19 protein-coding genes are annotated in these 24,193 nt (G+C 64.3%); 8 read left to right on the top strand and 11 right to left on the bottom strand.

Features of this window, described 5'->3' with window-relative positions; translation table 11 throughout:
* The first annotated feature begins 26 nt into the window (after positions 1-26).
* The 4 genes from mmsB (at position 27) to KTQ37_RS06650 (ending at position 2,440) form a co-directional block, all read left to right on the top strand.
* Entirely contained in the window at positions 27-899 is an 873-nt protein-coding gene (gene mmsB / locus KTQ37_RS06665) for a 3-hydroxyisobutyrate dehydrogenase (protein WP_218629717.1), read from the top strand.
* 66 nt (positions 900-965) lie between these two features.
* Positions 966-1,628 carry a Crp/Fnr family transcriptional regulator gene (locus KTQ37_RS06660; protein WP_218629716.1) on the top strand — a complete coding sequence of 221 codons (663 nt, stop codon included), beginning with the start codon at positions 966-968 and terminating at the stop codon, positions 1,626-1,628.
* Positions 1,629-1,737: 109 nt separating this feature from the next.
* Positions 1,738-1,941, top strand: coding sequence for a YgaP family membrane protein (locus tag KTQ37_RS06655; protein WP_218629715.1), 204 nt, complete (start codon positions 1,738-1,740; stop codon positions 1,939-1,941).
* 130 nt (positions 1,942-2,071) lie between these two features.
* On the top strand, positions 2,072-2,440 hold the full coding sequence (locus KTQ37_RS06650; protein ID WP_218629714.1) for an excinuclease ABC subunit A: 369 nt from the start codon (positions 2,072-2,074) through the stop codon (positions 2,438-2,440).
* Between the two features lie 56 nt (positions 2,441-2,496).
* On the opposite strand, the gene uvrA is transcribed toward KTQ37_RS06650, so the two are convergent.
* Positions 2,497-5,370 carry an excinuclease ABC subunit UvrA gene (uvrA, locus tag KTQ37_RS06645; protein WP_218629713.1) on the bottom strand — a complete coding sequence of 958 codons (2,874 nt, stop codon included), beginning with the start codon at positions 5,368-5,370 and terminating at the stop codon, positions 2,497-2,499.
* 301 nt (positions 5,371-5,671) lie between these two features.
* Between uvrA and KTQ37_RS06640 the strand changes: the two genes are divergently transcribed.
* Positions 5,672-6,043 carry a rhodanese-like domain-containing protein gene (locus KTQ37_RS06640; protein WP_218629712.1) on the top strand — a complete coding sequence of 124 codons (372 nt, stop codon included), beginning with the start codon at positions 5,672-5,674 and terminating at the stop codon, positions 6,041-6,043.
* 125 nt (positions 6,044-6,168) lie between these two features.
* Here the strand turns inward: KTQ37_RS06640 and lpdA are convergent, their stop codons facing one another.
* From lpdA to KTQ37_RS06620, 4 genes are all read right to left on the bottom strand, one after another.
* Positions 6,169-7,563 carry a dihydrolipoyl dehydrogenase gene (gene lpdA / locus KTQ37_RS06635; RefSeq protein WP_218629711.1) on the bottom strand — a complete coding sequence of 465 codons (1,395 nt, stop codon included), beginning with the start codon at positions 7,561-7,563 and terminating at the stop codon, positions 6,169-6,171.
* A gap of 118 nt (positions 7,564-7,681) precedes the next feature.
* Positions 7,682-8,929 (bottom strand): MFS transporter, encoded by a 1,248-nt coding sequence (locus tag KTQ37_RS06630; RefSeq protein WP_218629710.1) that lies wholly within the window; start codon positions 8,927-8,929, stop codon positions 7,682-7,684.
* Between the two features lie 73 nt (positions 8,930-9,002).
* A complete protein-coding gene (gene queA / locus KTQ37_RS06625; protein ID WP_218629709.1) occupies positions 9,003-10,052 on the bottom strand; it encodes a tRNA preQ1(34) S-adenosylmethionine ribosyltransferase-isomerase QueA in 1,050 nt (349 codons plus the stop codon).
* Positions 10,049-13,384, bottom strand: a complete 3,336-nt coding sequence (locus KTQ37_RS06620) for an AsmA family protein (RefSeq protein WP_218629708.1) — start codon at positions 13,382-13,384, stop codon at positions 10,049-10,051. The genes queA and KTQ37_RS06620 overlap by 4 nt, the downstream gene beginning before the upstream one ends.
* 107 nt (positions 13,385-13,491) lie before the next feature.
* Here KTQ37_RS06620 and KTQ37_RS06615 point away from each other — a divergent pair, with 107 nt between their 5' ends.
* From KTQ37_RS06615 to KTQ37_RS06605, 3 genes are all read left to right on the top strand, one after another.
* Positions 13,492-13,968, top strand: a complete 477-nt coding sequence (locus tag KTQ37_RS06615) for a peroxiredoxin (RefSeq protein ID WP_218629707.1) — start codon at positions 13,492-13,494, stop codon at positions 13,966-13,968.
* A 196-nt stretch (positions 13,969-14,164) separates the two neighbouring features.
* Positions 14,165-15,484, top strand: coding sequence for a M23 family metallopeptidase (locus KTQ37_RS06610; protein WP_218629706.1), 1,320 nt, complete (start codon positions 14,165-14,167; stop codon positions 15,482-15,484).
* Entirely contained in the window at positions 15,474-15,968 is a 495-nt protein-coding gene (locus tag KTQ37_RS06605) for a bactofilin family protein (protein ID WP_218629705.1), read from the top strand. Before KTQ37_RS06610 ends, KTQ37_RS06605 begins: the two co-directional genes overlap by 11 nt.
* A 53-nt stretch (positions 15,969-16,021) precedes the next feature.
* On the opposite strand, the gene KTQ37_RS06600 is transcribed toward KTQ37_RS06605, so the two are convergent.
* The 6 genes from KTQ37_RS06600 to KTQ37_RS06575 all read right to left on the bottom strand — a co-directional run bounded on the left by KTQ37_RS06600 (position 16,022) and on the right by KTQ37_RS06575 (position 24,133).
* On the bottom strand, positions 16,022-16,750 hold the full coding sequence (locus KTQ37_RS06600) for a DUF2189 domain-containing protein (RefSeq protein WP_236021105.1): 729 nt from the start codon (positions 16,748-16,750) through the stop codon (positions 16,022-16,024).
* Positions 16,751-17,253: 503 nt separating this feature from the next.
* Complete coding sequence (locus tag KTQ37_RS06595; RefSeq protein ID WP_218629703.1) at positions 17,254-17,793, bottom strand: ATP-binding protein; 540 nt, start codon at positions 17,791-17,793, stop codon at positions 17,254-17,256.
* A 3-nt stretch (positions 17,794-17,796) separates the two neighbouring features.
* Positions 17,797-18,924, bottom strand: a complete 1,128-nt coding sequence (gene prfB / locus KTQ37_RS06590; RefSeq protein WP_218629702.1) for a peptide chain release factor 2 — start codon at positions 18,922-18,924, stop codon at positions 17,797-17,799.
* A 95-nt stretch (positions 18,925-19,019) separates the two neighbouring features.
* The gene (locus KTQ37_RS06585) at positions 19,020-21,581 is read right to left on the bottom strand and encodes a penicillin-binding protein 1A (RefSeq protein ID WP_218629701.1); all 2,562 of its coding nucleotides are present in this window, start codon (positions 21,579-21,581) and stop codon (positions 19,020-19,022) included.
* A gap of 139 nt (positions 21,582-21,720) precedes the next feature.
* Positions 21,721-22,935 (bottom strand): N-acetylmuramoyl-L-alanine amidase, encoded by a 1,215-nt coding sequence (locus KTQ37_RS06580; RefSeq protein WP_218629700.1) that lies wholly within the window; start codon positions 22,933-22,935, stop codon positions 21,721-21,723.
* Between the two features lie 55 nt (positions 22,936-22,990).
* Positions 22,991-24,133, bottom strand: a complete 1,143-nt coding sequence (locus KTQ37_RS06575; RefSeq protein WP_218629699.1) for a pyridoxal phosphate-dependent aminotransferase — start codon at positions 24,131-24,133, stop codon at positions 22,991-22,993.
* Between the last annotated feature and the right edge of the window lie 60 nt (positions 24,134-24,193).

Genomic DNA, 24,193 nt, shown 5'->3' with positions numbered 1-24,193 from the left:
TGGCGCCTGACGCCATGGGAGGAAATATGAAAGTCGGATTTATCGGATTGGGCAACATGGGCGGACCGATGGCCGCGAACCTTGCGCGCGAGGGCCATGAGGTGACGGGCTTCGACCTTGCCGCGCCGATGCCCGAGGGTGTCAGAAAAGCCGCCAGCGCCGCTGAAACTGCCCAGGGCGCGGATGTGGTCATCACCATGCTGCCCAACGGCGCGATCCTGCGCGCCGTCGCGGCCGAGGTGATCCCGGCGATGGCTCCGGGCGCGGTGCTGTGTGACTGCTCGACCGTCGATGTCGAAAGTGCCCGTGCCGTGGCCGAACAGGCAGCGGCGGCCGGTCTTGGTGCGCTCGACGCCCCGGTCTCGGGTGGCGTGGGTGGTGCGACCAACGGCACGCTGACCTTCATGGTGGGCGGCTCGGCCGAGGCCTTCGACAAGGTCAAACCGCTTTTTGACATCATGGGCCAGAAGGCCGTCCATTGCGGCGACGCTGGCGCCGGTCAGGCCGCGAAGATCTGCAACAACATGATCCTCGGCGTGACCATGATCGCCACCTGCGAGGCTTTTGCACTGGCCGACAAGCTCGGCCTTGATCGGCAGAAGATGTTTGACGTGGTATCGACCTCGTCGGGCTATAGCTGGACGATGAACGCTTACTGCCCCGCCCCCGGCGTCGGCCCGGCAAGCCCCGCCGATAACGACTACAAGCCGGGCTTCGCGGCCGAACTCATGCTCAAGGATCTGCGGCTTAGCCAGCAGGCGGCCGAGGCTGCCGATGCCGACACGCCGATGGGCCAGCTTGCCGCAGCTCTCTATACCCAGTTCGTCGAAACGGAAGACGGCCGCGGCATGGATTTCTCGGCCATGCTGCCGCGCTTCGAAAAGCGCCACCGTTCCTGACCCCAAGCGGCGCGCGTCATCGCGCGCCGCTCTTGCACCTGCGCCCGGGTGGGCTAGAACCTATCCATGACCGATTGGATCACCGACACACCTAGCCTCAGCGCCCTCTCCCCCGCCAGCAAGGCGCGCCTTGGTGCATTGCAACCGATGGCGCTGCCGCGCGGGGCCGTCATCTACCGCCCCGGCGATGACGTCACGGGCTTCCCCGTCATCCTTTCGGGCCGCATTGAGGTCTTCCTGACCGGCGCCGGCGGGCGCGAGCTTTTGCTCTATGCGGTCGAGCCGGGGCAGACCTGCGTGCAGACCACCCTGGGCCTGCTGGGCGGCGACGCCAGCTATTCCGCCGAGGCGCTTTGCGCGACCGAATCGCGCGCGATCGTGATCCCCCGCCCGGTCTTCCTGTCGCTGATGGACAGCGACCCGGCTTTTCGCCAACTCGTCTTCACCGCGTTTGCCGAGCGGATGGGCGGCATGATCCAGCTGATGGAGCGTGTCTCATTCCAGTCGGTCGAGTGCCGCCTGGCCGCTTTCCTGTGCAACCGCGCCGAGGGCGGACGGGTGCAGGCCACGCAATCCGAGATCGCCGCCCAGATCGGCACCGCCCGCGAGGTCGTCTCGCGCCGCCTCGACGCCTTCGCGCGCCGGGGATGGGTGCACACAGAACGCGGTGCGGTCGAGATCATCGACGCCGCCTCCCTGCGCAGACTTGCCCTCGCCGAGGGTCTCTGAGTGAAGGTGACCTTGTCACAGACAGCGCAAGGCGACTCGGCGTAAGTACGGATCAGCCGGGTGGAAACGCCCGCATTTTTCCGAAACGCGCCTGGGAAGGGAGCATATCATGTTGAAATCCAATGTCGGCGGCATCGACCGCGTTCTGCGCATCCTCGTCGGCCTCGCCCTGCTGGCGGGCTTTTTCCTCAATGCCGAGGCGAGCTATCGTTGGGCCTATCTGATCGGCGTCGTGCCGCTGCTGACCGGCCTGATGGGCAGCTGCCCGCTCTATTCGATCTTCGGGTTCAACAGCTGCCCGATGAAGAAATAAGCGACCATGGCGCCCGCCGGATACACCCGGCGGGCGCGGCACTTGGCAAGACTCCGCGCAGCCCTATTTCAGGGCATGGAACCCGGCATCGCTTTGGTGCATTCTCCGGGTTGAGAGAAAGGAGAGCTTTATGAAGCACTTCACGCAGATTCTGTTTGCCACCGCCCTGATCCTGAGCCCGTTGGCGGCCCACGCCGATGGCAAGAACAAGGACAAGGTTTATCCGCGCGGCTTCGTTGAGGTCGAAAAGGGCAACAAAGGCTGCCCGCCGGGCCTGGCCAAGAAAAACAACGGCTGCATGCCGCCCGGTCAGGTCAAGCATCGTTGGAACATCGGCGATCGTATTCGCGACGATTACTACATCTTGCGCAATCCCGACCGTTACGGCCTCAATCCGCGCTACGACTACTGGAGCAAGGACGACTACGTCTACCGGGTGGACCGCCGCACCGGTGAGATTCTTGACCTGATCGGGGCGGTTTCGGCAATCCTGCGCTAAGGCGCCGATACCGCATAGGTCAAAGCAGCCGCCGGGCGGGATACCGCCCGGCGGCTTTATTCTGCTGCAACCTTGATCCCCAACATCGGCGCGAGGTAGCGCCCGGTATGGCTGCGCGGGTTCAGAGCAACCTGCTCGGGCGTGCCCTCCGCCACGATCTCACCACCACCATCACCGCCCTCGGGACCGATATCGACGATCCAGTCAGCGGTTTTGATGACGTCGAGGTTATGCTCGATCACGATGACCGTGTTGCCCTGGTCAACAAGGCTGTGCAGCACCTCAAGCAGCTTGCGTACATCCTCGAAATGCAGCCCCGTGGTTGGCTCATCGAGGATGTAAAGCGTGCGCCCCGTCGCCCGACGGCTGAGCTCCTTCGACAGTTTGACCCGCTGCGCCTCGCCGCCCGAAAGGGTCGTCGCCTGCTGGCCGACCTTGATATAACCTAGCCCCACCTCAACCAGCGCATCCATCTTCTCGCGGATCGAGGGAACGGCCTTGAAGAACTCTTGCGCATCTTCAACCGTCATCTCAAGAACGTCCGCTATGCTTTTGTTCTTGAACTTTATTTCCAGCGTCTCGCGGTTGTATCTGTGGCCCTTGCAGGTCTCGCAGGTGACATAGATGTCGGGCAGGAAGTGCATCTCGATCTTGATCACACCATCGCCCTGGCAAGCCTCGCACCGCCCACCCTTGACGTTGAAGCTGAACCTCCCCGGCTTGTAGCCTCGCGCCTTCGCCTCGGGGAGGCCCGAGAACCAGTCGCGGATCGGGGTGAAGGCCCCGGTATAAGTGGCGGGGTTCGAGCGCGGCGTGCGCCCGATCGGCCGCTGGTCGATGTCGATGACCTTGTCGAGATGTTCGAAGCCCTTGATCGTCTCGCAGGGCGCCGGGGTCTCGCGCGCGCCATTGAGGCGCATGGCTGCGTTCTTGTAGAGCGTCTCGATGGTCAGGGTGGACTTGCCGCCCCCCGAAACGCCCGTCACGCAGATGAACTTGCCAAGCGGAAAAGCGACGCTGGCTTCCTTCAGGTTGTTGCCGGTGGCCTTGATCACGCTCAGCTTCTTGCCATTGCCCGCGCGGCGCTCCACCGGCACCTCGATCCGGCGCGTGCCGCTCAGATACTGGCCGGTCAGGCTGGCCGGGTCGGCGGCGATCTCTTCGGGGGTGCCGCGCGCGACGATCTGGCCGCCATGCACGCCCGCGCCGGGGCCGATGTCGAAGACGTAATCGGCGTGGCGGATCGCATCCTCGTCATGCTCGACCACCAGCACCGTATTGCCCTGATCGCGCAGGTTCTTGAGCGTCATCAGCAGCCGGTCATTGTCGCGCTGGTGCAAGCCGATGGAGGGCTCATCGAGCACATAAAGAACGCCCGTCAGACCAGACCCGATCTGGCTCGCCAAACGAATCCGCTGGCTTTCTCCGCCCGACAGCGTCCCGGCCGAACGGCTCAGCGTCAGGTAATCGAGCCCGACATTCACAAGGAAACCAAGACGTTCGCGGATTTCCTTAAGAATGGGTCGCGCGATCTCCTGCCTTTGCTTGGTCAGTTGCTCGGGCATCCCTGAGACATGCGCGTGGGCCTCCTTGATCGACATTTCGACCAGTTGCCCGACGTGCATCCCGCCGATCTTGACCGCGAGGGCCTCGGGGCGCAGGCGGTAGCCACCACAGGAGCCGCAGGGGCGGCTGTTCTGATAGCGCTCGAACTCCTCGCGCACCCAAGCGCTGTCGGTCTCGCGGAAGCGCCGCTCCATATTCGGGATGACGCCTTCGAAGGTCCGGCTGACCTCATAGACCCGGCCGCCTTCGTCAAAGCGGAACTTGATCTCGGTCTCGCCGGAACCATAGAGGAACAGGTTCCGGATCTCTTCCGGCAGATCCTTCCACTGCTTGCGCTTGTCAAAGCCGTAATGCTTGGCCAGCGCGTCGATGGTCTGCGTGAAATAGGGGCTTTTCGACTTCGCCCAGGGTGCCAACGCGCCCCCGGCAATGGTCAGCGACTGATCGGGCACCACCAGACGCTCATCAAAGAACAACTCGCCCCCCAGACCGTCACAGACCGGGCAGGCCCCGTGCGGCGCGTTGAAGGAAAACAGCCGCGGCTCAATTTCAGGGATGGTGAAGCCCGAGACCGGACAGGCGAAGTTCTCGGAGAAGGTAATCCGCTGCGGCTCCTGCCCCGCTTCGGTCTGATCCGCGCTCAGCGCCTCTTCGAACAGCGCGATCCCATCGGCAAGGTCCAGCGCCGTGCGGAAGCTGTCCGCTAGGCGCGTCTCCAGCCCCTCACGCACCACGATCCGGTCCACCACCACGTCGATATTGTGGCGAAATTTCTTGTCGAGCGTGGGCGGCTCCTCCAGTTCATAGAACTCACCATTGACCTTCACGCGCTGAAAGCCCTGCTTGCGCAATTCGATGAATTCCTTGCGGTATTCGCCCTTGCGGTCGCGCACGATGGGCGCCAGCAGGTAGCCCCGCGTGCCCTCGGGCAGGGCCATGATGCGGTCCACCATGTCCTGCACCTGCTGCGCCTCGATCGGCAGGCCGGTGGCCGGGCTATAGGGCGTGCCGGCCCGCGCGAAGAGCAGGCGCAGATAATCGTAGATCTCGGTCACCGTCCCTACAGTCGAGCGCGGGTTCTTCGAGGTCGTTTTCTGTTCGATGGAAATCGCGGGCGACAGGCCCGAGATGTGATCGACATCGGGCTTACCCGCCATGTCGAGGAACTGGCGCGCATAGGCCGAGAGGCTCTCGACATAGCGGCGCTGCCCCTCGGCATAGATCGTGTCGAAGGCCAGCGAGGACTTGCCCGAGCCGGAAAGGCCGGTAATCACCGTGAACGCATCCCGCGGAATGTCGAGATCGACGCCCTTGAGGTTATGCTCGCGCGCGCCGCGCACCTCGATGAATTTCTGCTCGGCCATGACTGCCCCCGTTTCCACCCTCCCTAGATAGGCGAGGCGCGCTGAGTCTCCAATCGAAATACGCGAACGAATAGTGAACTTGTTAACGCAGTTTCGCGCAGATCACAAGAAAGCGGCGCTTGCGCACCAACTGCGTATTGGGCGGGTCGGCGCTTTGCCGCGCAGGCGCCTTCATTCATTCCGGATTCTGAATATACTTTTCGTGATCATCGGAATTGAGGCTTGATTTGCGCCGCCGATCTGCCAAATCAGGCCAGATAAACGGGGAAGGCCCCGGTACGAAATTCGAAAGGTGCTCGGCATGTTCAACTTCCTTCGCCCCTCTGGCGGTGCCCAGGTCCAGCGCATCAACGCCAAAGATGCCGTTGCGCAGGTGGCGGCGGGCGCGCTGACCCTGATCGATGTGCGCGACGGGATGGAACTGCGCGCAAGCGGTAAGGCCGTCGGTGCGCTGCATGTGCCGATGATGTCGCTCAAGAAGAAATGCGACCCATCGAGCCCTGAATGCCTCAAGGAACTGTCGCTGGAAAAGCCGGTCGCACTGTATTGCGCCTCGGGCGGTCGCAGCCACGGCGCGGCGCAGATGCTGGCGCAGATGGGCTACCAGACGGTCTACAACCTCGGCGGGCTTTATGACTGGCACGCTGCCGGCGGTGCCATCGAACGCGCCTGATCGCAAAGGTCACCGGGGGGCGCCGCCCCCGACGAAAACGGGGGGCTCGACGCCCCCCTTTTTTCGTGCCTCCAAAACGAAAAGGGCCCGCTACTGCGGGCCCTTGCCAATTCTGGCGCTGAAAATCAGAAGTGCAGCGCGCGGCCGTAGGCCGACAGCACCGACTCATGCATCATCTCGCTCAGCGTCGGGTGCGGGAAGACGGTTTCCATCAGCTCGGCTTCGGTGGTTTCCAGAGTGCGGCCAACCACATAGCCCTGGATCATCTCGGTCACCTCGGCGCCGACCATATGGGCGCCCAGCAACTCGCCGGTCTTGGCGTCGAAGACGGTCTTGACCAGACCCTCCGGCTCGCCAAGCGCGATGGCCTTGCCATTGCCGATGAAGGGGAAGCGGCCAACCTTGACGGTGTAGCCGGCAGCCTTGGCCTTCTCTTCGGTCAGACCGACCGAAGCCACCTGCGGGTGGCAATAGGTGCAGCCCGGGATCGAGTTCGGCTTGATCGGATGCGGATGGCCGCCCGCGACCAGTTCGGCAACCATGACGCCCTCGTGGCTGGCCTTATGCGCGAGCCAGGGCGCACCGGCGATGTCGCCGATCGCATAGAGACCTGCAACCGCGGTGCGGCAGAACTCATCGGTGACGACATGCGTGCGGTCGATCTTCACGCCGAGCGCCTCAAGACCAAGGTTCTCGACGTTGCCGACGATCCCGACGGCCGAGATCACGGTATCGAACTCCTCGGTCGTGGTCTTGCCGTCCTTTTCGAGATGCGCGGTGACCTTGCCAGCGGCACGGTCGAGCTTCTTAACCGTGGTTTTTTCACGGATCTTCATGCCCTGCTTTTCGAACTGCTTCTTGGCCAGAGCCGAGATTTCGGCATCTTCGACCGGAAGCACGCGATCCATCACCTCAACGACGGTCGTATCCGCGCCAAGCGTGTTGAAGAACGAGGCAAACTCGATCCCGATGGCGCCCGAGCCAATCACCAGCAGCTTCTTCGGCATCCGCTTGGGCATCAGGGCGTGCTTGTAGGTCCAGACCAGATCGCCATCCGCCTCAAGGCCCGGCAGTTCGCGCGCCCGCGCGCCGGTCGCCAGAACAATGGCCTTCGAGGTCAGCTCTTCCACGCCCTTGTCGGTGGTGACCGAAACGGTGCCCGCCTTGGGCAGCGTCGCCGCGCCCATGAAGACGGTGATCTTGTTCTTCTTCATCAGGTGGCCGATGCCGCCCGAAAGTTGCTTCGCGACGCCACGCGAGCGCTGAACCACCGCATCGAGGTCATAGCCGATCTTGTCAGCGGAGAGGCCGAATTCCTTTGCGCGGTGCATCAGGTGGAACACCTCGGCCGAGCGCAGCAGCGCCTTCGTCGGGATACAGCCCCAGTTAAGACAAATCCCGCCGAGATGCTCGCGCTCGACGATGGCAACATTCAACCCCAGCTGCGCGCCCCGGATGGCGGCGACGTAGCCGCCCGGGCCCGCGCCGATCACGATCATATCGAAGCTCTTGGCAGCCATGTTTTCTCCTCCGCTTGAAAAACTAGTTTGGTATTAAACTATTTTTCCGCAAACATCAACAAAAGGTTTAATGGCGCAGCATTTCCTTGTAATCCCCTTGCTTTTCCGGGCCTTACGGTCATTCTCCTGGCGTTGCATCCTCCTGGGCCGATTCCAAAGCTGCCTCTACGGCAAGGGCCGTCGCCGCCGGGGACAGCACCGCATAGGCCCCGGTTTCGGCTACGGTCAGGCCCGCGCGTCGCGTCATACGCCACAGCGCATATCCCGCGATGCCAGACATCAGGAGCGCAATGAACAGGAAGAAGCCGCCGTTGCCCACGGTTTCCATCAGCCAGCCGGTGATCGGCGGCCCGGACATAGCCCCTACCCCGTTCACGAACAAAAGCCCGCCCGAGGCAGCCGCCATGTCCGAATTATCCAGGTAGTCGTTGGTATAAGCCAGCAGCAGCGAATAAAGCGGGTTTGCCACCCCGCCGATCACCGCGCCCAAGCCCGCCAGCACCCAGAATCCGGGATCGAAGGCGAATGCGATGAACATGGCCACAGCCCCTACCGCCGCCACGGCGACGATCAGCTTGCGCCGGTCCATGCGATCCGAAGCCCAGCCGATCGGGTATTGCGCGACAAGCCCCCCAAAATAGATCACTGAAACAAAGAGCGAGATCTGCGAGACGCTCAGCCCTGCGCGCGTCCCCCAGACCGACACCATCCCGAACATCGCCGAGAAGGTCCCGCCCATCAGGAACATGCCGACGACGCCCAGAGGCGAGGCAATGAAGAGCTTGCGGATGCTCAGCCGGCGCACCTCGGCGAAGGTCGGTGCGGGCGCGACCGAGAGCAGAATGGGCGTGAAGGCCAGAGACACGAGCACCGAGGGAATAATGAACAGCACGAAACCTGCCGGGTCTGCTGCGTTCATCAGCAACTGCCCCAAGATGATGCCGATCATCTGCACGATCATATAGGCTGAAAGCGCCTGCCCCCGCGTCTCGTTGGTCGAGCCCGCGTTCAGCCAGCTTTCCGCGGTGATGTAGACACCCGAGAAACTGAAGCCGATCAGCACACGCATTACCGACCAGGCGATCCAGTGCGGGAAGGCCGCATAGAGGATCAGCACCGCCGAGATCAGGCTGCCAAGCGCGGCGAATACCCGAACATGCCCCACGCGGCTGATCAATACCGGCGTCATCTGCGAGCCGAACAGAAAACCTGCGAAGTATGAGGCCATGACGACCGACATCTGATAGGTGCCGATACCCTCGATCCCGCCGCGGATACCCAGCAGCGTGCCCTGCATCCCGTTCCCGACCATGAACAGCATGACCCCCAGCAGCAGAGGCCAGGATTGGCGCAGAACGGTGAGCATCGGAGAACTCCTTTTTGAGGCAGAACGCCGCAGATAGGTCAGCACATCGTAAACGTCAGCCAGAAATACGACCTCAGGGTATCAAAAGCGACGCATCCCCGTAGGAAAAGAAACGGTACCCGTTTTTGACCGCATGTTCATAGATTCGACGCACCCGGTCCTGCCCCATCAGCGCCGAGACCAGCATCAGCAGCGTCGATTTCGGCAGGTGAAAATTGGTCATCAGCGCGTCGGTGATGCGGAACTGATAGCCGGGGTAAATGAAGATGTCGGTGGTGCGGCAGAAGGGCTCGACCCGCCTCTCGGCAACGGCGGCGCTTTCGATCAGCCGCAGGGCGGTGGTGCCCACGGGGATGACGCGCCCTCCGGCGGCCTTGGTCGCATTGATCTCGGCGGCGGCCTGCGCGGTGACCTCGCCCCATTCGGCGTGCATCCGGTGGGTGGTCACATCCTCGACCTTCACCGGCAGGAAGGTGCCCGCGCCGACATGCAGCGTCACCTCGGTAAAGGCGACGCCTTTGGCGGCCAGCGCCTCAAGCAGCTCGCGCGTGAAGTGGAGTGAGGCCGTCGGTGCGGCGACCGCCCCCGAGTGGCGTGCGAAGACGGTCTGGTAATCGGTCTTGTCTGCCTCATCGGGCGCGCGCAGCGCCGCGATATAGGGCGGCAACGGCATGGCCCCCGCCTCGGCCAGCGCGGCATCGAAATCGGCTCCGGTCAGATTGAAGGCGATCCGCATCTGCCCCGCATCGATCGCCGTGACCGTGGCCGAGAGGGCGTCGGAAAAGCGCACCTCCTCGCCTTCCTTGAGCTTGCGCAGCGGCTTGGCCAGCGCGACCCATTCGCCCCCCGGCGCGGGTTCAAGCAGGGTCACCTCGATCTTGGCAACCGCCTCGCCCTGCGGGGTCATGCGGCTGCGGGTTCCATTCAGCCGTGCGGGGATCACCTTGGTATTGTTCAGCACCAGCCGGTCGCCCGCGCGGAACTGATCCACAAGATCGGCCACATGCAGATCGCTGATCGTATCGCCCTGCGCCACCAGCAGCTTGGCCGCCGTGCGCGGACGGGCCGGGCGCGTTGCGATCAGCCCATCGGGCAAATCAAAGTCAAAATCGTCGAGTTTCATCGTGCTTCCAGTTTCGGCGGCTCTCGGCGGAAGATCTCGCGGAACATGCCGGGGGTAAAGATCGACAGCGGGTTGATCGCTACGCGCGGCGCGGCCACCTGACCGCTGAGGCTGTAGGTGAAGCCAAATAGCCCCTCGCGCCGCCCCGAGAAGATCCCGCCGATCGCATTGACCATGTAGAAGGGCGATATCACGCCTTGCATGTCGATCTGTCCGCTGCCGGGGTAATAGTTGCCGGTCATGGTGACGCCCATCGAGGCGCCGACGGCCTCGCCCCTTGTGAGGCTCAACCCCTCGGGCGTCAAGCGGAAGGCCGCATCAACCTCGGTGAACAGGATGCCCTCGCCGTTCAATTGCTCGAGAAGTCCGATGATCGAGGCCGCCGAGAGCATCGAGGCCAGCACCGGCGCATCCTTCACGCGCAGGTTGGCAACATGGGCGCGCCCCTCGTAGCTATGCGCGCCGACCGGCGAGAGCGTCATGTCGAGCGCCCCACCCCGCGCCTTGCTGAAAATCCCCGCCGAGGCGATGGCCGCCCCCGCATCCGCCGCGGTAATACGCGCCGCGGTACGGCCGTTGTCCGCCGGGCCCACGACGCCCTCTACCGGCGCGCCGCCGTTGACGTTTCCGGCAAACGTGCCCTTGAGCCCGCCCTGGGTCGAGAAGGTGCCGCGCAGCCCGGTCAGCGCGATCCCCTCGGAGATCGTCAGCCGATCAAGCGCCACACTGATGCCTGTGCCCCCCGCCCCGCCCGAGCCGCCACCCAGGGCCGCGCGCCGCATATCAAGCGCGCCCGACAGGATCTGAACATCCGGAGCCCGCCCTTCGCCGCGCCCGATCAGCGCAGCCCCGCCATCGAACCAATCCGCGATCACCAGCTTGTCGAACTCGGCCCGCTCCAGCCCGCCCTCGGCCTTGACAGAGACCTTGCCATCGGCGCTCAGCCCCGGCGCACGCAGCGCCAGCGTCTCGACCACCGGCGGCATGCCCAGTAGCCCCGCGACCTTGAGGTTACCCTTGGCCTCGGCGGGCTTGGACCAACCGATCTGCGGGATGCGCAGCCCGAGACCCTTGAGGTCGCTCTCGATCCGGTAGCGCGCGGGCGCACCCGCCGTCAGGTCCAGCGCAAGCGAGCCCCACCCAACCCCTGACACCGTGCCCTCGGGCAGCCCCACGCGGAAGGTCTCCAACCCCTCGGGGGTGATCTCGACATAGCCCCGGACAGCCGAGATGCCTTTGTTCTCGGGGCCGAACTGTTGCGACCAGCGCGCGTCGAACCGCGTGCCCGACAGATCGCCACGCCCCGAAATGGCGATGCCCGACCGATCCGCGCTTAGCCGCAAGAGAGGCGAGGACAGGACATGCCCCGGCACGACCTTGTCGGACTGCACGTCGGTCAGCCGCGCCGTGACATCGAAGTCCACCTCGGTCGGCGCGATCTTGCGTTTCATCACAAAGCGCAGCTCAGTCTGCGCCTCGGCCCAACCTTCGGCGATGTCCGGGGTGCGCCCGGCCTTCGTCATGAACTCGAAGGGCGGCTGATCCAGCAGCGACAGCGCGGCGGGAATGGGCGAACGGGTGATCAGCTTCACCTCGGCAGGCGCAGGCTTGATGCGCACATCGGGCACGACCATCACCGAGTCCGCGACCTCAATCTGGCCACCCTCAGGGGCGATCACATGCCCCTCCTCGACCATTAGCGCATGGCTGAACTCATGGATCGTGGCAAAGCCACGCCCTTCCTGCACCGGCGGCAACGAGCGCAGGATACGCACCTGCGCGCCCCGGAATTCGTAACTCAGCGCCAGACGCGGCGCGGCCTCGGGTGCCAGGCGCACCGCGGCGCGGACGTTTTGCAGCTCACCCGTCGCCACATTATCCGCCAGCCATTTACGCGTCGGCGGCACCAGCGCCCGCGGCCACAGCGCAAGCAGATCCTCTTGCGCGATGCGATCGACCCCGGCATCGAGCGCGACACGCCAGCCCGCAGCATCGGCCGAGGCCTCGCCGCGCGCACTGATCCGCCGCTCGCCCTCGATCAGCTGCAACTGCCCCAGTTCGACCTTGAAGGGCGACAAGCTGATACGCAGATCCGCGGCGCCCTGCGAGAAGCGCGCGGGTTTGTCGAATATCCCCTCGGGGTCAAGCCGCAGATCCGAGATCGCCACCTGCGCCAGAAGTGCCGAGGGCAGCCCGTTGCGAAAATCGCGCAAAAGCGCCTGACCGCTACCCTTCAGGCGCAGCGCACGACTTTGGAAACTCATATCAGAGACGCGCACCCGCTGCGTTTTTCCGTCATAGCTCAGGAAAAGCTTGCCGCCCGCGAAGGGAAGCGGGATGGCCCCTTCGGCCGGGCTGATCGCCCCCGCGCCAACCTCGAGCGAGCCCTCCATCAGTTTCAACTGACCCTGAGCATCCAGCCCCGAGCGCAGCGACCCCGAGATCGGCGCATCCAGAACCCCAAGCACCGCCAGCGCGGGCGACTGCACCGCCAGATCGCGCGCCGGAACCGAGGTGACGACGGCGCCAAAGCTGGCCTCCTTGCTTCTCTTCTGCGTCGTCGCGCTCAGCGCAAGCTGTGCGGGCAGCTCATCGCGCTGCCCGGCGTCGAGGCTGAGCGTCACGGCAATCTGCTCGCGGTTTTGCGTCAACCGGAAACGCCCTTCCGACACCTGCCAGACCCGCCCGAGACGTTCGTCGTTCAGGCGAATGCGGACATCCTCGGCCAGGATCTGCTCGACCTTGCTCAGCGCCGAGGTCTCGAACGCCGCCTCGAACAGATCGGTGGCCTCAGAAAGCGTGCCGATCTGCAACCCGCTCAGCGCCCCCGCGCCGCCCAGATCAAGGTCGATCCGCCCATCCGCCATGCGCCGTAGCGCAAGCGTGGCGCCGCGCACCCGGAAGCCGCGCAACTCAACCTTGCCGCGCAGCAGCGGTTGCGACCACAGCGTCGCCCGCATCTCTGCGAAAACCGCCAGAGGCATACCTGAGGGGCGCGTGATCTCGACCATCTGGAAGCGCACGCGCGGCACCCCCCCTTCGTCGACGATCAGATCGGCCCCACCGGCCAGCGAGACGCGCATCCGTCCTTCAAGGGCGCTGTTGGCGCGCGCCTCGACGCGTTCAACGGCCCAGACCGGCAGGCGGATCGGCACATGTGTCACCGCCATGAAGGCAAAGATCGCGGCCAGCGCAATCACCGGCAGGCTGAGCAGCAACCAGATCCCGAAGCGTGCAGGCCGCCTCCCGGCGGGGCCCCCAGGGCCTGCCGTCGGCGCATTCGGCGGAACCGGGGCATCTGCCCGATCCTGTCCTGCGTGCTCGTCTCTCATCCCACCTCATGGGGCTTCATATGCCCCTTTTCGTCCGGCTTTACGGTTTACAATTCGTTTCGCCGACCTAGACCTTAGCACCACGCCCGCAACAGAAGGAGAGGCAAATGCGAGCCATCGGCGAAACCGCGCCAGACTTTACCCTGCCGCGCACCGACAATGGGTCGGGCGAAAGCGCGCTGACGCTCTCGGCGTTGCGCCCGCAACCGGTCGTTCTGTACTTCTACCCCAAGGACGACACGCCGGGCTGCACAACCGAGGCACTGGATTTCACCCGCCTCGCCGGGGAGTTCGCGGCGGCGGGCGCGGTGGTGATCGGCATCTCCAAGGACACTCCTGCCAAGCACGAGAAGTTCTGCGCCAAGCACGGACTCGGCGTGATCCTTGTTTCGGACGAAGCCTCGGATACCTGCGAGCGCTACGGCACCTGGGTCGAGAAAAGCATGTATGGCCGCACCTATATGGGGATCGAGCGGGCGACCTTCCTGATCGACGGCGCAGGCACAATCGCGCGGGTCTGGCCGAAGGTGAAGGTCAAGGGGCACGCCGAGGAAGTGCTTGAGGCGGCCCGCGCCCTCGCCTGAGATCCGGGCCGCTATCGGCAGGAATCTGCCCATGGCGCCCAAAAAATTGCCACCCTTGGTCGCAGACCGGGCAAAATCGGTTGCGCCACGGGTTTGCCACTTGTTAAGCCCTGTCCAGTTCCGGCGGTCCGGTTTCCCGGCCCACCGATAAGGGTGCCTTGCGCCCGCTGCCCTCGAACGAGACAGGATCACAGGTTTGCCCAGACGCCTCCTCGACCGCGCGAACTCGAGCCTAGAACGCTGGCTGCCCGAGCAACGCCTGTTCATGAAATCGGACAGCTCCACCCGGTTCGTCCGGTTGCGGCCGCTGACTCAGACCGCCGCTCTGGGGGCCGTCGGCATGCTGTTCGTCTGGTCGGTGCTCGCCACCTCGCTGCTGTTCATCGACCGTATCTCCTCAGGATCGGCGCGCGAGCAGGCGGCGATCTCGCAAGCAGCCTTTGAGATGCGCCTCGACAGTCTTGCGCGCGAACGCGACGCCCGCGCCCGCGAAGCCTCCGCCGCGCAGCTACGCTTCCAGACCGCGCTCGAGCAGGTCTCGCAGATGCAGACCGCGCTGCTTTCCTCGGAAGAGCGGCGGCGCGAGCTGGAAACCGGGATCAACGTGATCCAGTCCACCCTGCGCCGCACCATGAACGAGCGCGACACCGCACGACTTGAACTCGCCGATGCCCATGGCGCGGACGTGCAGAAAGGCCTGTCGCCCGAGGCGCGCGTGCACGATCTGGACCGGACGATGGACATGCTGACCGCTGTTCTGGGCCGCACCGCCGCGCAGCGTGATGCCGCCGCCCGCGACGCTGAAGCCGCGCGCCTTGAGGCCGAGGATATCGCCCTTGAGAAGCGCCTGATGGAAGAGCGCAACGACGAGATCTTCACCACGCTCGAAGGCGCCGTGCAGATCTCGATGGAGCCGCTGAACAAGATGTTCAAGGCCGCAGGCATGAACCCCGACTCGATCCTGTCGCAGGTTCGGCGCGGCTACTCCGGCACCGGCGGCCCGCTGCTGCCGATCGCCTATTCGTCGAAAGGTGCCCTTGATCTGAGCGCCGACACCGACCGCGCGAACGAGATCCTGACCCGTCTCGACGAGATGAACATGTATCGCATCGCGGTTGACCGCCTGCCCTTTGCGCTTCCGGTCAAACAGGGTTCGTTCCGTTTCACCTCGCCCTATGGCTACCGCTGGGGCCGTCTGCACGCTGGCATCGATCTGGCCGGCCGTGTCGGCACCGATATTCACGCCCCGGCCGACGGCACCGTCACCGATGCCGGGTGGGAGAACGGCTATGGCAACGTCATCAAGATCCGGCACGAGTTCGGAATCACGACCGTCTATGCCCATCTGTCCAAAATCCGCGTGAAGGCCGGGCAAAAAGTCTCGCGCGGGGAGCTTATCGGTGATATGGGCAATACCGGTCGGTCCACGGGGCCGCATCTGCACTATGAAATCCGGGTGGACGGTTCACCCACCAACCCGATGACATTCATCAAGGCTGCCAAAGATGTTTTCTAAGAGCAAAATCCACGAGCCCGGCCCCAAGGCCGCTTCGGAAACCGAAAAGCCCAAGGCTGCCGACGCAACGCCGCCGGCCCGCCCGCTTGGGGACTTTGCCCCCACGAGCCGCAACAAACCCGCCGCCTCGGTGCTGTCGTCCGACCTGACGATCGTCGGCAACGTAAAGACGACCGGCGATATCCAGGTTGAGGGTGTTGTCGAGGGCGACATCCGTGCGCATCTGCTGACCGTGGGCGAAAGCGCCACCATCAAGGGCGAGATTGTCGCCGATGACGTCGTGGTGAATGGCCGCGTCGTGGGCCGCGTGCGCGGCCTCAAGGTGCGCCTGACCTCGACCGCGCGCGTCGAAGGCGACATCATCCACAAGACCATCGCCATCGAATCCGGTGCGCATTTCGAAGGTTCGGTGCAGCGTCAGGACGACCCGCTTCAGGGCACCGGCGCCCCCAAGCTGGCCCCGCCGAGCACCCCCGAGGCCTGATCGGCCCCGGCAACGAATTGGAAAGGGCAGCCCTGCGGCTGCCCTTTTTCATTTCAGACCGTCAACTGGCGGTACATATGCCAACTGGCGTGTCCGAGGACCGGCAGCACGATGAACAGCCCCAGAAACAGCGGCAACATCCCAAGGAACAAAAGCCCCGCAATCGTTCCCGCCCAGACCATCATCGAGACCGGGTTCGCCATCACCGCCTGAACCGACACGATAATCGCCGAGATGAAATCGACCTCACGTTCCAGCAGCAGCGGAAGCCCGACCACCGTGAAGGCAAACAGCACCAGCGCAAAGGCTCCACCGACCGCCGTGCCGAACAGAAGCATCGCAGGGCCATTTCCGCTGAGAAGCACCCCAAGCGGGTCGGTCGAGACATTGGTCATCGCCTGAAGCCCCAGGAACATCGCAAAGGTCATATGTGCGATGAACATCCAGAACATGAACAGAAGCAGGATCACGACCGCCATCGAGGGCAGTTGCCGGTCCTTCTGTGCGAAGATCACGCCCAATACGGAGGGCCACAGCAGCGGCTCGCCCGCCTCGATCCGCCGACTGACCTCGTAAAGGCCAATGGCTGCGAACGGCGCCAGAAGCGGAAAGCCCAGGAAGAACGGCACCAGCCACCATTCCCGGCCGTTCATCGAGAATACCAGCCACAGTACGATCCCTCCCAAGACGTACACGGCGGAAAAGAATAACCCGAAGGCAGGTGCGCGCAGAAAGTCGCGCAGGCCCGCCCTCAGGACACTCGGGATAAGGGCAACCGGCATGTCCCTGATTTCGGGCAATGCTGATGGTCCGCCATCCTCGATATGCGTCATAGTGTCCTCCCTGCTTTTTGCTTACGCTAAGGGCAGTGGTAGCGCTCTCGCAAACAAAAAGATTGGGGCAAAGCGGCGAGACCGCATTGAAGACGCGAATGTTTGTCTCACGTCTGCTGGCCTACGGCATATTCACGTTGCGATCCGGACTTGTCGAATGCGGCGCTACGATCCGGACGCGGACACCAAGAGCGCCCCCTTTAATGCCCGGGTTGGAATAGCGTCCCGCGCTGCAGCAGCCTTGACCCCCACCAGGGACGATCTCGTCAGCGACCCTGGTGCGGGCGGCGACCGCGCGCTGCAACCACTACCTGTACTATAATCTGAATGGCGACCTGACCGTCGACGCAGACGACGGAGAGTTGAATGCCGCTAACGCCGATGCCTCCGGCCGGAACGTGATGTGCTTTGGCCCGGGCACCCGAAAACCGCTGCTGTCGTAGCTCTAGCCGTCAGCCAAGACGCGATAGGCATTCCTGCGCAAGCTCCGCCGTCGGACGCGCGCCCGACAACTCCAGCACCGGCGTGGTCTGCCCTTCAAGCCAATTGCGGTGGCGTTGCAGACTGCGCCCGCCAAAATAGGGATCGTCATACGAGGCGGCCCAGGTCAGGAACGCGCCATGGTTGCGATGCATGTCGCCGCCCTCGCGCACCCGGTCACCGAACTTTGCGATCTCGCGCTTGCGAATACGCATCAGGCGGACCGGTGTCGGCGTCACCAGAAACACGATCAGATCGGCCCCGGCAATGAACCCATCGCCCCAACTGTCAGCCGAGCCCGACAAGACCCAACCGCCATCCGGCCCCGCCGCCTGCGCCATCAGCGAGAGACGCTCAGGCACCGGGCGCTTGAGCGTGAAGGGCGGATCAGAGGGCGCCCAGTAGAAATCATCGGTATCAAGATGCGGCACGCCCAGGCTTTCGGCCAGCGCGCGCCCCAAAGACGAGGTCCCCGATCCTGCGGCGCCGGTGATATAGACCCGCGCCGCCATCGATCAATCCTCGCCCTGCGCGTCGGCGCGCGATTTGCCCGCCACATCCATGGCCAGTGTCGCCGCCATGAACCCGTCGAGATCGCCGTCCAGAACGCCCTGCGTATCCGAGGTCTCGTAGCCCGTGCGCAGGTCTTTCACCATCTGGTAGGGCTGAAGCACGTAGGAACGGATCTGGTTGCCCCAGCCCGCCTCGCCCTTGGCCTCATGCGCGGCGTTGATCGCGGCGTTGCGCTTGTCGAGTTCAAGCTGATAGAGCCGCGAGCGCAGCGCGTTCATCGCGATCTCGCGGTTCTGGTGCTGCGACTTCATTGACGAGGTGACGACAATGTTGGTCGGCAAGTGGGTGATCCGCACCGCCGAGTCGGTGGTGTTCACGTGCTGGCCGCCCGCGCCCGAGGACCGGTAGGTGTCGATGCGGATATCGTTCGCCGGAATGTCGATCTCGATATTTTCGTCCACGACCGGATAGACCCAGACCGAACAAAACGAGGTATGCCGCCGCGCAGCGGAGTCGTAGGGCGAGATGCGCACCAGACGATGCACACCCGATTCCGACTTGAGCCAGCCATAGGCATTCGGCCCCGAGATTTTATAGGAGGCCGACTTGATCCCTGCCTCTTCGCCCGCGCTTTCGGCCTGAAGCTCTACCTTGTAGCCCTTCTTCTCGGCCCAACGCGTATACATCCGCGCCAGGATCGAGGCCCAGTCGCAGCTTTCCGTGCCACCCGCACCCGCGTTGATTTCAAGGAAGGTGTCGTTGCCGTCGGCCTCACCGTCCAGAAGCGCCTCAAGCTCCTTGGCGGCAGAGAACTCGCGCAGTTCCTTGAGCGACTTTTCCGCCTCCGAGACGATCTCGGGGTCATCCTCCATCTCGCCCAGTTCGATCAGCTCGACGTTGTCGGTCAGATCGCGGTCAATGCGCTTGTAGGTCTCGACCTTGTCCAACAGCATCTGACGCTCGCGCATCAGCTTTTGTGCGCGCGCCGGGTCCGACCACAGGTCGCCATCCTCGATCATCGCGTTGAATTCTTCCAAGCGGTGCGGAGCGGTTTCCCAATCCATCCGCTGGCCCAAGAGTTTCAGCGACTTCTTGATCGCTTCCACGGTATTCAGCGTCTCGGCGCGCATATCGCGTTCGTCCTCTTTATCGTCTTGCGGGCGGTGATACAGCCAAGGTCACGCGCGGGCAAGGCTTGCCCGCGCCCTGTGGCCGCTGCCCGGTGTCAGTAAAGCCCGCCCGAGCTGAGCGTGCCAAAATCGGCTTTCTTCGGAATAACCGCGCGCTCGCCGGTCGAGGTGATGATCTCGGTGCCCTCGCCGTCCGTCTCGCCCTGCGCAAACAGCGGTAGGTTCGCCCCCATGGCAAAGCCGCCATCCACGATCAGGCCAAGACCGAACATGCCGTCCTGCCCCTCGCGCAGGTATTCGGCCTGAACGAAATCGCCCGTGGCATCGTCCGAGAGACGCTCGCCGGTGTAGCGGTTGAACTTGGCCCAGTAGCCGCCCGGAGGGGCCTTGAACCGGCCGCCGCCATATTCCTTGATCGCCTCGGTCATGAAAGCGTTGAAAACCGGCACGCAGAGCGTGCCCCCATAGGCTCCGCGCCCCAGAGTGCGGGGCTGGTCATAGCCCATGTAGCAGCTTGCCACGATGTTCGAGGTAAAGCCGGTGAACCACACGTCTTTTGCGTCGTTCGTCGTCCCGGTCTTGCCCGCCACCGGCACCGGCAGGTTGACGCCCGAGCCGGAGCCGCGCTGCACGACGCCCTCCATCATCGAGACCATCTGATAGGCGGTGACCGGGTTTATCACCTGCTCACGCTCGGCTCGGATGCGCGGACCAAGCCCCTCGGCCAGGATCTCCTTGCCGCAATCCTCGCAGACGCGCTGATCATGGCGATAGACCGTACGGCCCCAGCGGTCCTGCACCCGGTCCACCAGCGTCGGCTCCACACGCTGCCCGCCGTTGGCGAACATCGCATAGGCGCTGACGATCTGGTACATCGTGGTTTCCTGAGCGCCGAGCGCGTTTGCCAGGAACGGGCTCATCGGATTGTAGACGCCGAACTGCTCGGCATATTGCGCGACCGTCTCCATCCCGATTTCCTGCGCGATACGCACGGTCATCAGGTTTCGCGACTGCTCAAGCCCGGTGCGCATGGGCGTCGGCCCGTAGAATTTGTTCGACGCGTTCTTGGGGCGCCACAGGCCTTGCGGAGTGTTCACCTCGATCGGTGCGTCCACGACGATGGTCGCCGGGGTAAAGCCCTTGTCCAGCGCCGCCGCATAGACGAAGGGCTTGAAGTTCGAACCCGGCTGCCGCATCGCCTGCGTCGCGCGGTTGAAGACCGACGCCTGATAGCTGAAGCCACCCTGCATCGCGATCACGCGCCCGGTGTTGATGTCCATCGCCATGAAGGCGCCCTCGACCTGGGGCACCTGACGCAGGCTCCAGCGCACGAAAGAGCCGTCCTCGTCCTTGGTAACGGCGCGCACCAGAACCACATCGCCCAGATCCACAAGGTCCGACGCGCGCTTGGCCTTGGGGCCAAGCTTGCCATCGTCCTTCAGCTTCTTGGCCCAGGTGACATCTTCGGCCGGAATCCAGTGGCCGTCGCCATCTTCTTCAATGCCTTCGATGCCGATCCGGGCCGAATCCTCGCCCAACTCCAGCACGACGGCGGGATACCAGCCCTCAATGTCGCGCGGGGCCTTGTCGGTCGGCACCGCGGCAAGCGCTGCGCGCCACGTCGCCTCATCGCCCAGTTGGTCGGCGGCGATGGTCGCGTCAGTGCCGCGCCAGACGCCTTGGCTACGGTCATATTTCTCCAGCGCGTCTTGCAGCGCCTTGGCGGCGGCGCGCTGCATGTCGGGGTTCACCGTGGCGCGGATCGTCAGACCGCCGCCAAAGAATTCCTCCTGACCGAAGGTCTTCGACAGCTGGCGCCGAATCTCATCGGTGAAATAGTCGCGCGGCGGAAGGGCCTGCCGGAAAGGCGGGAAATCGCCGTTCTGGACCGAGCGCACAGGCTGCTGGCGCTCGCGCTCATAGGTCGCCTCGTCGATATAGCCGTTCTGCCACATCTCGCGCAGCACGTAGTTCCGGCGGCCTTCCAGCTTTTCCTTGTTGCGCACGGGATGGAAGTTCGAGGGCGCAGCGGGCATCGCGGCCAACGTTGCGGCCTCATGCGGCGTCAACTCGGACAGCGTCTTGTTGAAATAGGTCTGGGCAGCGGCCGCAACGCCGTAAGAGTTCTGGCCCAGGAAAATCTCGTTCATGTAGAGTTCGAGGATCCGCTCTTTCGACAACGCCTCCTCGACGCGCGAGGCCAGGATCAACTCCTTGATCTTGCGCTCAACCGAGCGGTCGGAGCTGAGCAGGAAGTTCTTCATCACCTGCTGCGTGATCGTTGATGCGCCGCGCAGATCGCGCCCGCCCGATTTGACCGCCTGCACCGCCGCCGCCACCATGCCGCGCGCGTCATAGCCGCGGTGGACCCAGAAGTTCTTGTCCTCGGCCGAGACGAAGGCATTCTTGACCAGATCGGGGATCTCGCTGACCGGCACAAAGATCCGGCGCTCTTCGGCGAATTCGTCGATCAGACGCCCCTCGCCGTTATAGATGCGCGAGATCGTCTTGGGGGTGTATTGGGCAAGCTGCTCGTGGCTGGGCAGGTTGCGCGAATACATCCAGAAGATCGCACCCAAGGTCAGCGCGGCGAAAAACACCGCGGTCACAATCCACGAGAAAAGACCCCCGAGCGACGACAGGACGAAACGGATCACAAGCACCCCCATGGGGCCGATTGCCCCGTTCGGCCGCCCGTATATCGCGCGTGCGCGCGCGGGTCAAAACAACTTGGCGTCAGGCCGGCGGCGATGCGCCCGCGACAGGGCGCGGTGGACGATTTTTGTGACCCCGTTGCTACTTGCGTAGCAGACGCGCCTCGGCGGCATCAGCCTGCGCCCAGCTTTCGACCCCCTTCACCACCGCGCGAGCCATGCGTTTGCGCCACTCGGCGTCGAGCAGCCGAACACGGTCCGCCTCGGAGGACAGGAACCCCAGTTCCAGCAGCAGCGAGGGGATATCGGGCGATTTCAGCACCGAGAAATCCGCGCCCTGCACCGGATGGCGGTGCATCTTCAGCCCCTCGGCCTTGATCGCCCCCGCCAGAACCTGTGCAAGGCGAAGGCTGCGCGGATGGGTCTCAACCCGCGCCAGATCCATCAGCACCCCGGCGACGGCATCGTCATGACCCGACAGATCGACGCCAGCAAGCAGGTCCGCACGATCATGGCGCTCGGCCAGTTTTTGCGAGGCCGCATCCTGTGCCGCGTCATCGAGCAGGTAGACAGTGGCACCGGTCGCCTCCCCCTCGGCGAGCGCATCCGCATGGAGCGACAGCAGCAGGTCCGCCCCGACGGCGCGGGCAACCGTGATCCGGGTTTCGAGTGGGACAAAGATGTCCTCTTCGCGGGTCATAAGCACTTCCATACCCGCCCGCGTCATCGCCTCTTTCAGATCGCGCGCGAAGGTCAGCACCAGCACCGCCTCGCTCTGCGCGTCAGCCTCGGCGCCGGGGTCGATGCCGCCATGGCCGGGGTCAAGCACCACACGCAAGGGCCGCGCCCCGTCTTGCCGACGATGCGGCGCCTCGGTCACCGCCGGTTGCGGCAGATCCCACAGCACCGAGGATGGCGCGCCCACGCGCGCGGTGAAATCCTCGGGCGAAACAGGTTCCAGCCGCACGCGCACCGACGCGGCATCGGGCGCGGTTTCCTCGACCGCCTCAAGCAAGCGCATCGGCCCCGGAAGCTCTGCCACAAGGCGCGACCAGCCGGGCCGGAAACGACCCCACCGCAGACCTCGCAGCGCCCCGCCTTCGTTCAGATCCGCCGGGTTCTGGCCGGTAAAATCCACCTCGCGGAAATCGACGATCAGGCGCGGCGGTCCATCCAGCAGATACGCACGGAAGGGAACCGGCTGGCTGATACCCAGAACGATCTCGATCTGGCCATCGGTCGCGCGGACATGGCTGCGCGCGGGCTCAACTCGTGCAAGCGCCGAGAAATCCTGTGCCTGAACCAGCCCGATACTCGCCAGCCACGCCAGCGCGATGCCCAAGAGAATGCGTTTCATGCCGCCCTGCCCGTTTTCGCGCAGTATAGCGCGCCGCAAACGCCTGAGAAACCGCTCAACCGCGCGCAGCCATGAAACGGGTCAGACGACCGAGCCCCTCGGCGATATCGGCGGTGGCGCGGGCATAGGAAAAGCGCAGGGTCCGTGCGCCGCGACGCGGATCGAAATCGAGCCCCGGAGTTACGGCCACACCTGCCTTTTCCAAGATCTCGGCGGCGAAGGCCACGCTGTCCTGCGTCAGATCCGAGACATCGGCGTAGATGTAGAAGGCTCCGTCGGGCGGCGCGATCTTGGTGAACCCGGCCTTCGGCAGGCCCTCTAGCATCAGGCGACGGTTCTCGGCATAGACGGCGCGGTTCGCCTCCAGCTCGTCGATGCAGTCAAGCGCAGCGAGCGCGGCAATCTGACTGGCATGGGGCGGGCAGATGAACAGGTTCTGCGCCAGCCGCTCGACCGTGCGGATGTGATCCTCGGGCACGACCATCCAGCCCACGCGCCAGCCCGTCATCGAGAAATACTTCGAGAAGGAGTTAATCACATAGGCCTGATCCGAGATCTCAAGCGCGCTGACCGCCCGATCACCGTAATGCAGGCCGTGGTAGATCTCGTCCGAGATGAAGGCGATGTCGCGTGCCGCGGCCTCGGCCATCAGGGCGGCCAGTTGCGGCTTGCCGAGCATCGTCCCCGAGGGGTTGCCGGGCGAGGCCACGATCAACCCCTGCACATCGGCGGGGATCTCGGAGGGCACGGGCTGATAGCGGTTCTCGGGGCGGCTCTGGATGCCGACCGGCGTGACCGACATGGCGCGCAGGATCTGGCGATAGCTCGGATAGCCGGGCTCGCCCAATGCCACGCGCTCGCCCGCATCAAAAAGCGCCGAGAAGGCCAGCACGAAGGCGCCCGACGATCCCGCCGTTACTACCACCCGCGCCGGGTCCAGATCGACGCCATACCAGCGCGCGTAAAGCCGTGCGATCCCTTCGCGCAGCGCAGGCAGCCCCAGCGAAACCGTGTAGCCAAGAGAGTCGCGCTCCAACGCCTCCGCCAGTGCGGCACGCGCCTGAGCCGGTGCGGGCGTCGACGGCTGCCCCACCTCCATATGAATGATATGGCGCCCGGCGGCCTCTGCGGCGCGCGCGGCCTCAACCACATCCATCACAATAAAGGGATCAACCTGACCACGGCTTGAGAAACGCATCTTCTGCCTCCATCCTGCGGATTGAATATGCGCGATAGGCCGCCTTGGCGGTAGGGTCAA

Source organism: Sedimentimonas flavescens, from assembly GCF_019264375.1.
Taxonomy (GTDB): Bacteria; Pseudomonadota; Alphaproteobacteria; order Rhodobacterales; family Rhodobacteraceae; genus Rhodobacter; species Rhodobacter flavescens.
This window is presented reverse-complemented; position numbering and strand designations above follow the sequence as displayed.

Bases quoted from the DNA above. Each gene is read 5' to 3' on its own strand.
- mmsB (WP_218629717.1), top strand. From the start codon at position 27: ATGAAAGTCGGATTTATCGGATTGGGCAACATGGGCGGACCGATGGCC.
- KTQ37_RS06660 (WP_218629716.1), top strand. From the start codon at position 966: ATGACCGATTGGATCACCGACACACCTAGCCTCAGCGCCCTCTCCCCC.
- KTQ37_RS06655 (WP_218629715.1), top strand. From the start codon at position 1,738: ATGTTGAAATCCAATGTCGGCGGCATCGACCGCGTTCTGCGCATCCTC.
- KTQ37_RS06650 (WP_218629714.1), top strand. From the start codon at position 2,072: ATGAAGCACTTCACGCAGATTCTGTTTGCCACCGCCCTGATCCTGAGC.
- uvrA (WP_218629713.1), bottom strand. From the start codon at position 5,370: ATGGCCGAGCAGAAATTCATCGAGGTGCGCGGCGCGCGCGAGCATAAC.
- KTQ37_RS06640 (WP_218629712.1), top strand. From the start codon at position 5,672: ATGTTCAACTTCCTTCGCCCCTCTGGCGGTGCCCAGGTCCAGCGCATC.
- lpdA (WP_218629711.1), bottom strand. From the start codon at position 7,563: ATGGCTGCCAAGAGCTTCGATATGATCGTGATCGGCGCGGGCCCGGGC.
- KTQ37_RS06630 (WP_218629710.1), bottom strand. From the start codon at position 8,929: ATGCTCACCGTTCTGCGCCAATCCTGGCCTCTGCTGCTGGGGGTCATG.
- queA (WP_218629709.1), bottom strand. From the start codon at position 10,052: ATGAAACTCGACGATTTTGACTTTGATTTGCCCGATGGGCTGATCGCA.
- KTQ37_RS06620 (WP_218629708.1), bottom strand. From the start codon at position 13,384: ATGAGAGACGAGCACGCAGGACAGGATCGGGCAGATGCCCCGGTTCCG.
- KTQ37_RS06615 (WP_218629707.1), top strand. From the start codon at position 13,492: ATGCGAGCCATCGGCGAAACCGCGCCAGACTTTACCCTGCCGCGCACC.
- KTQ37_RS06605 (WP_218629705.1), top strand. From the start codon at position 15,474: ATGTTTTCTAAGAGCAAAATCCACGAGCCCGGCCCCAAGGCCGCTTCG.
- KTQ37_RS06600 (WP_236021105.1), bottom strand. From the start codon at position 16,750: ATGCCGGTTGCCCTTATCCCGAGTGTCCTGAGGGCGGGCCTGCGCGAC.
- KTQ37_RS06595 (WP_218629703.1), bottom strand. From the start codon at position 17,793: ATGGCGGCGCGGGTCTATATCACCGGCGCCGCAGGATCGGGGACCTCG.
- prfB (WP_218629702.1), bottom strand. From the start codon at position 18,924: ATGCGCGCCGAGACGCTGAATACCGTGGAAGCGATCAAGAAGTCGCTG.
- KTQ37_RS06580 (WP_218629700.1), bottom strand. From the start codon at position 22,935: ATGAAACGCATTCTCTTGGGCATCGCGCTGGCGTGGCTGGCGAGTATC.
- KTQ37_RS06575 (WP_218629699.1), bottom strand. From the start codon at position 24,133: ATGCGTTTCTCAAGCCGTGGTCAGGTTGATCCCTTTATTGTGATGGAT.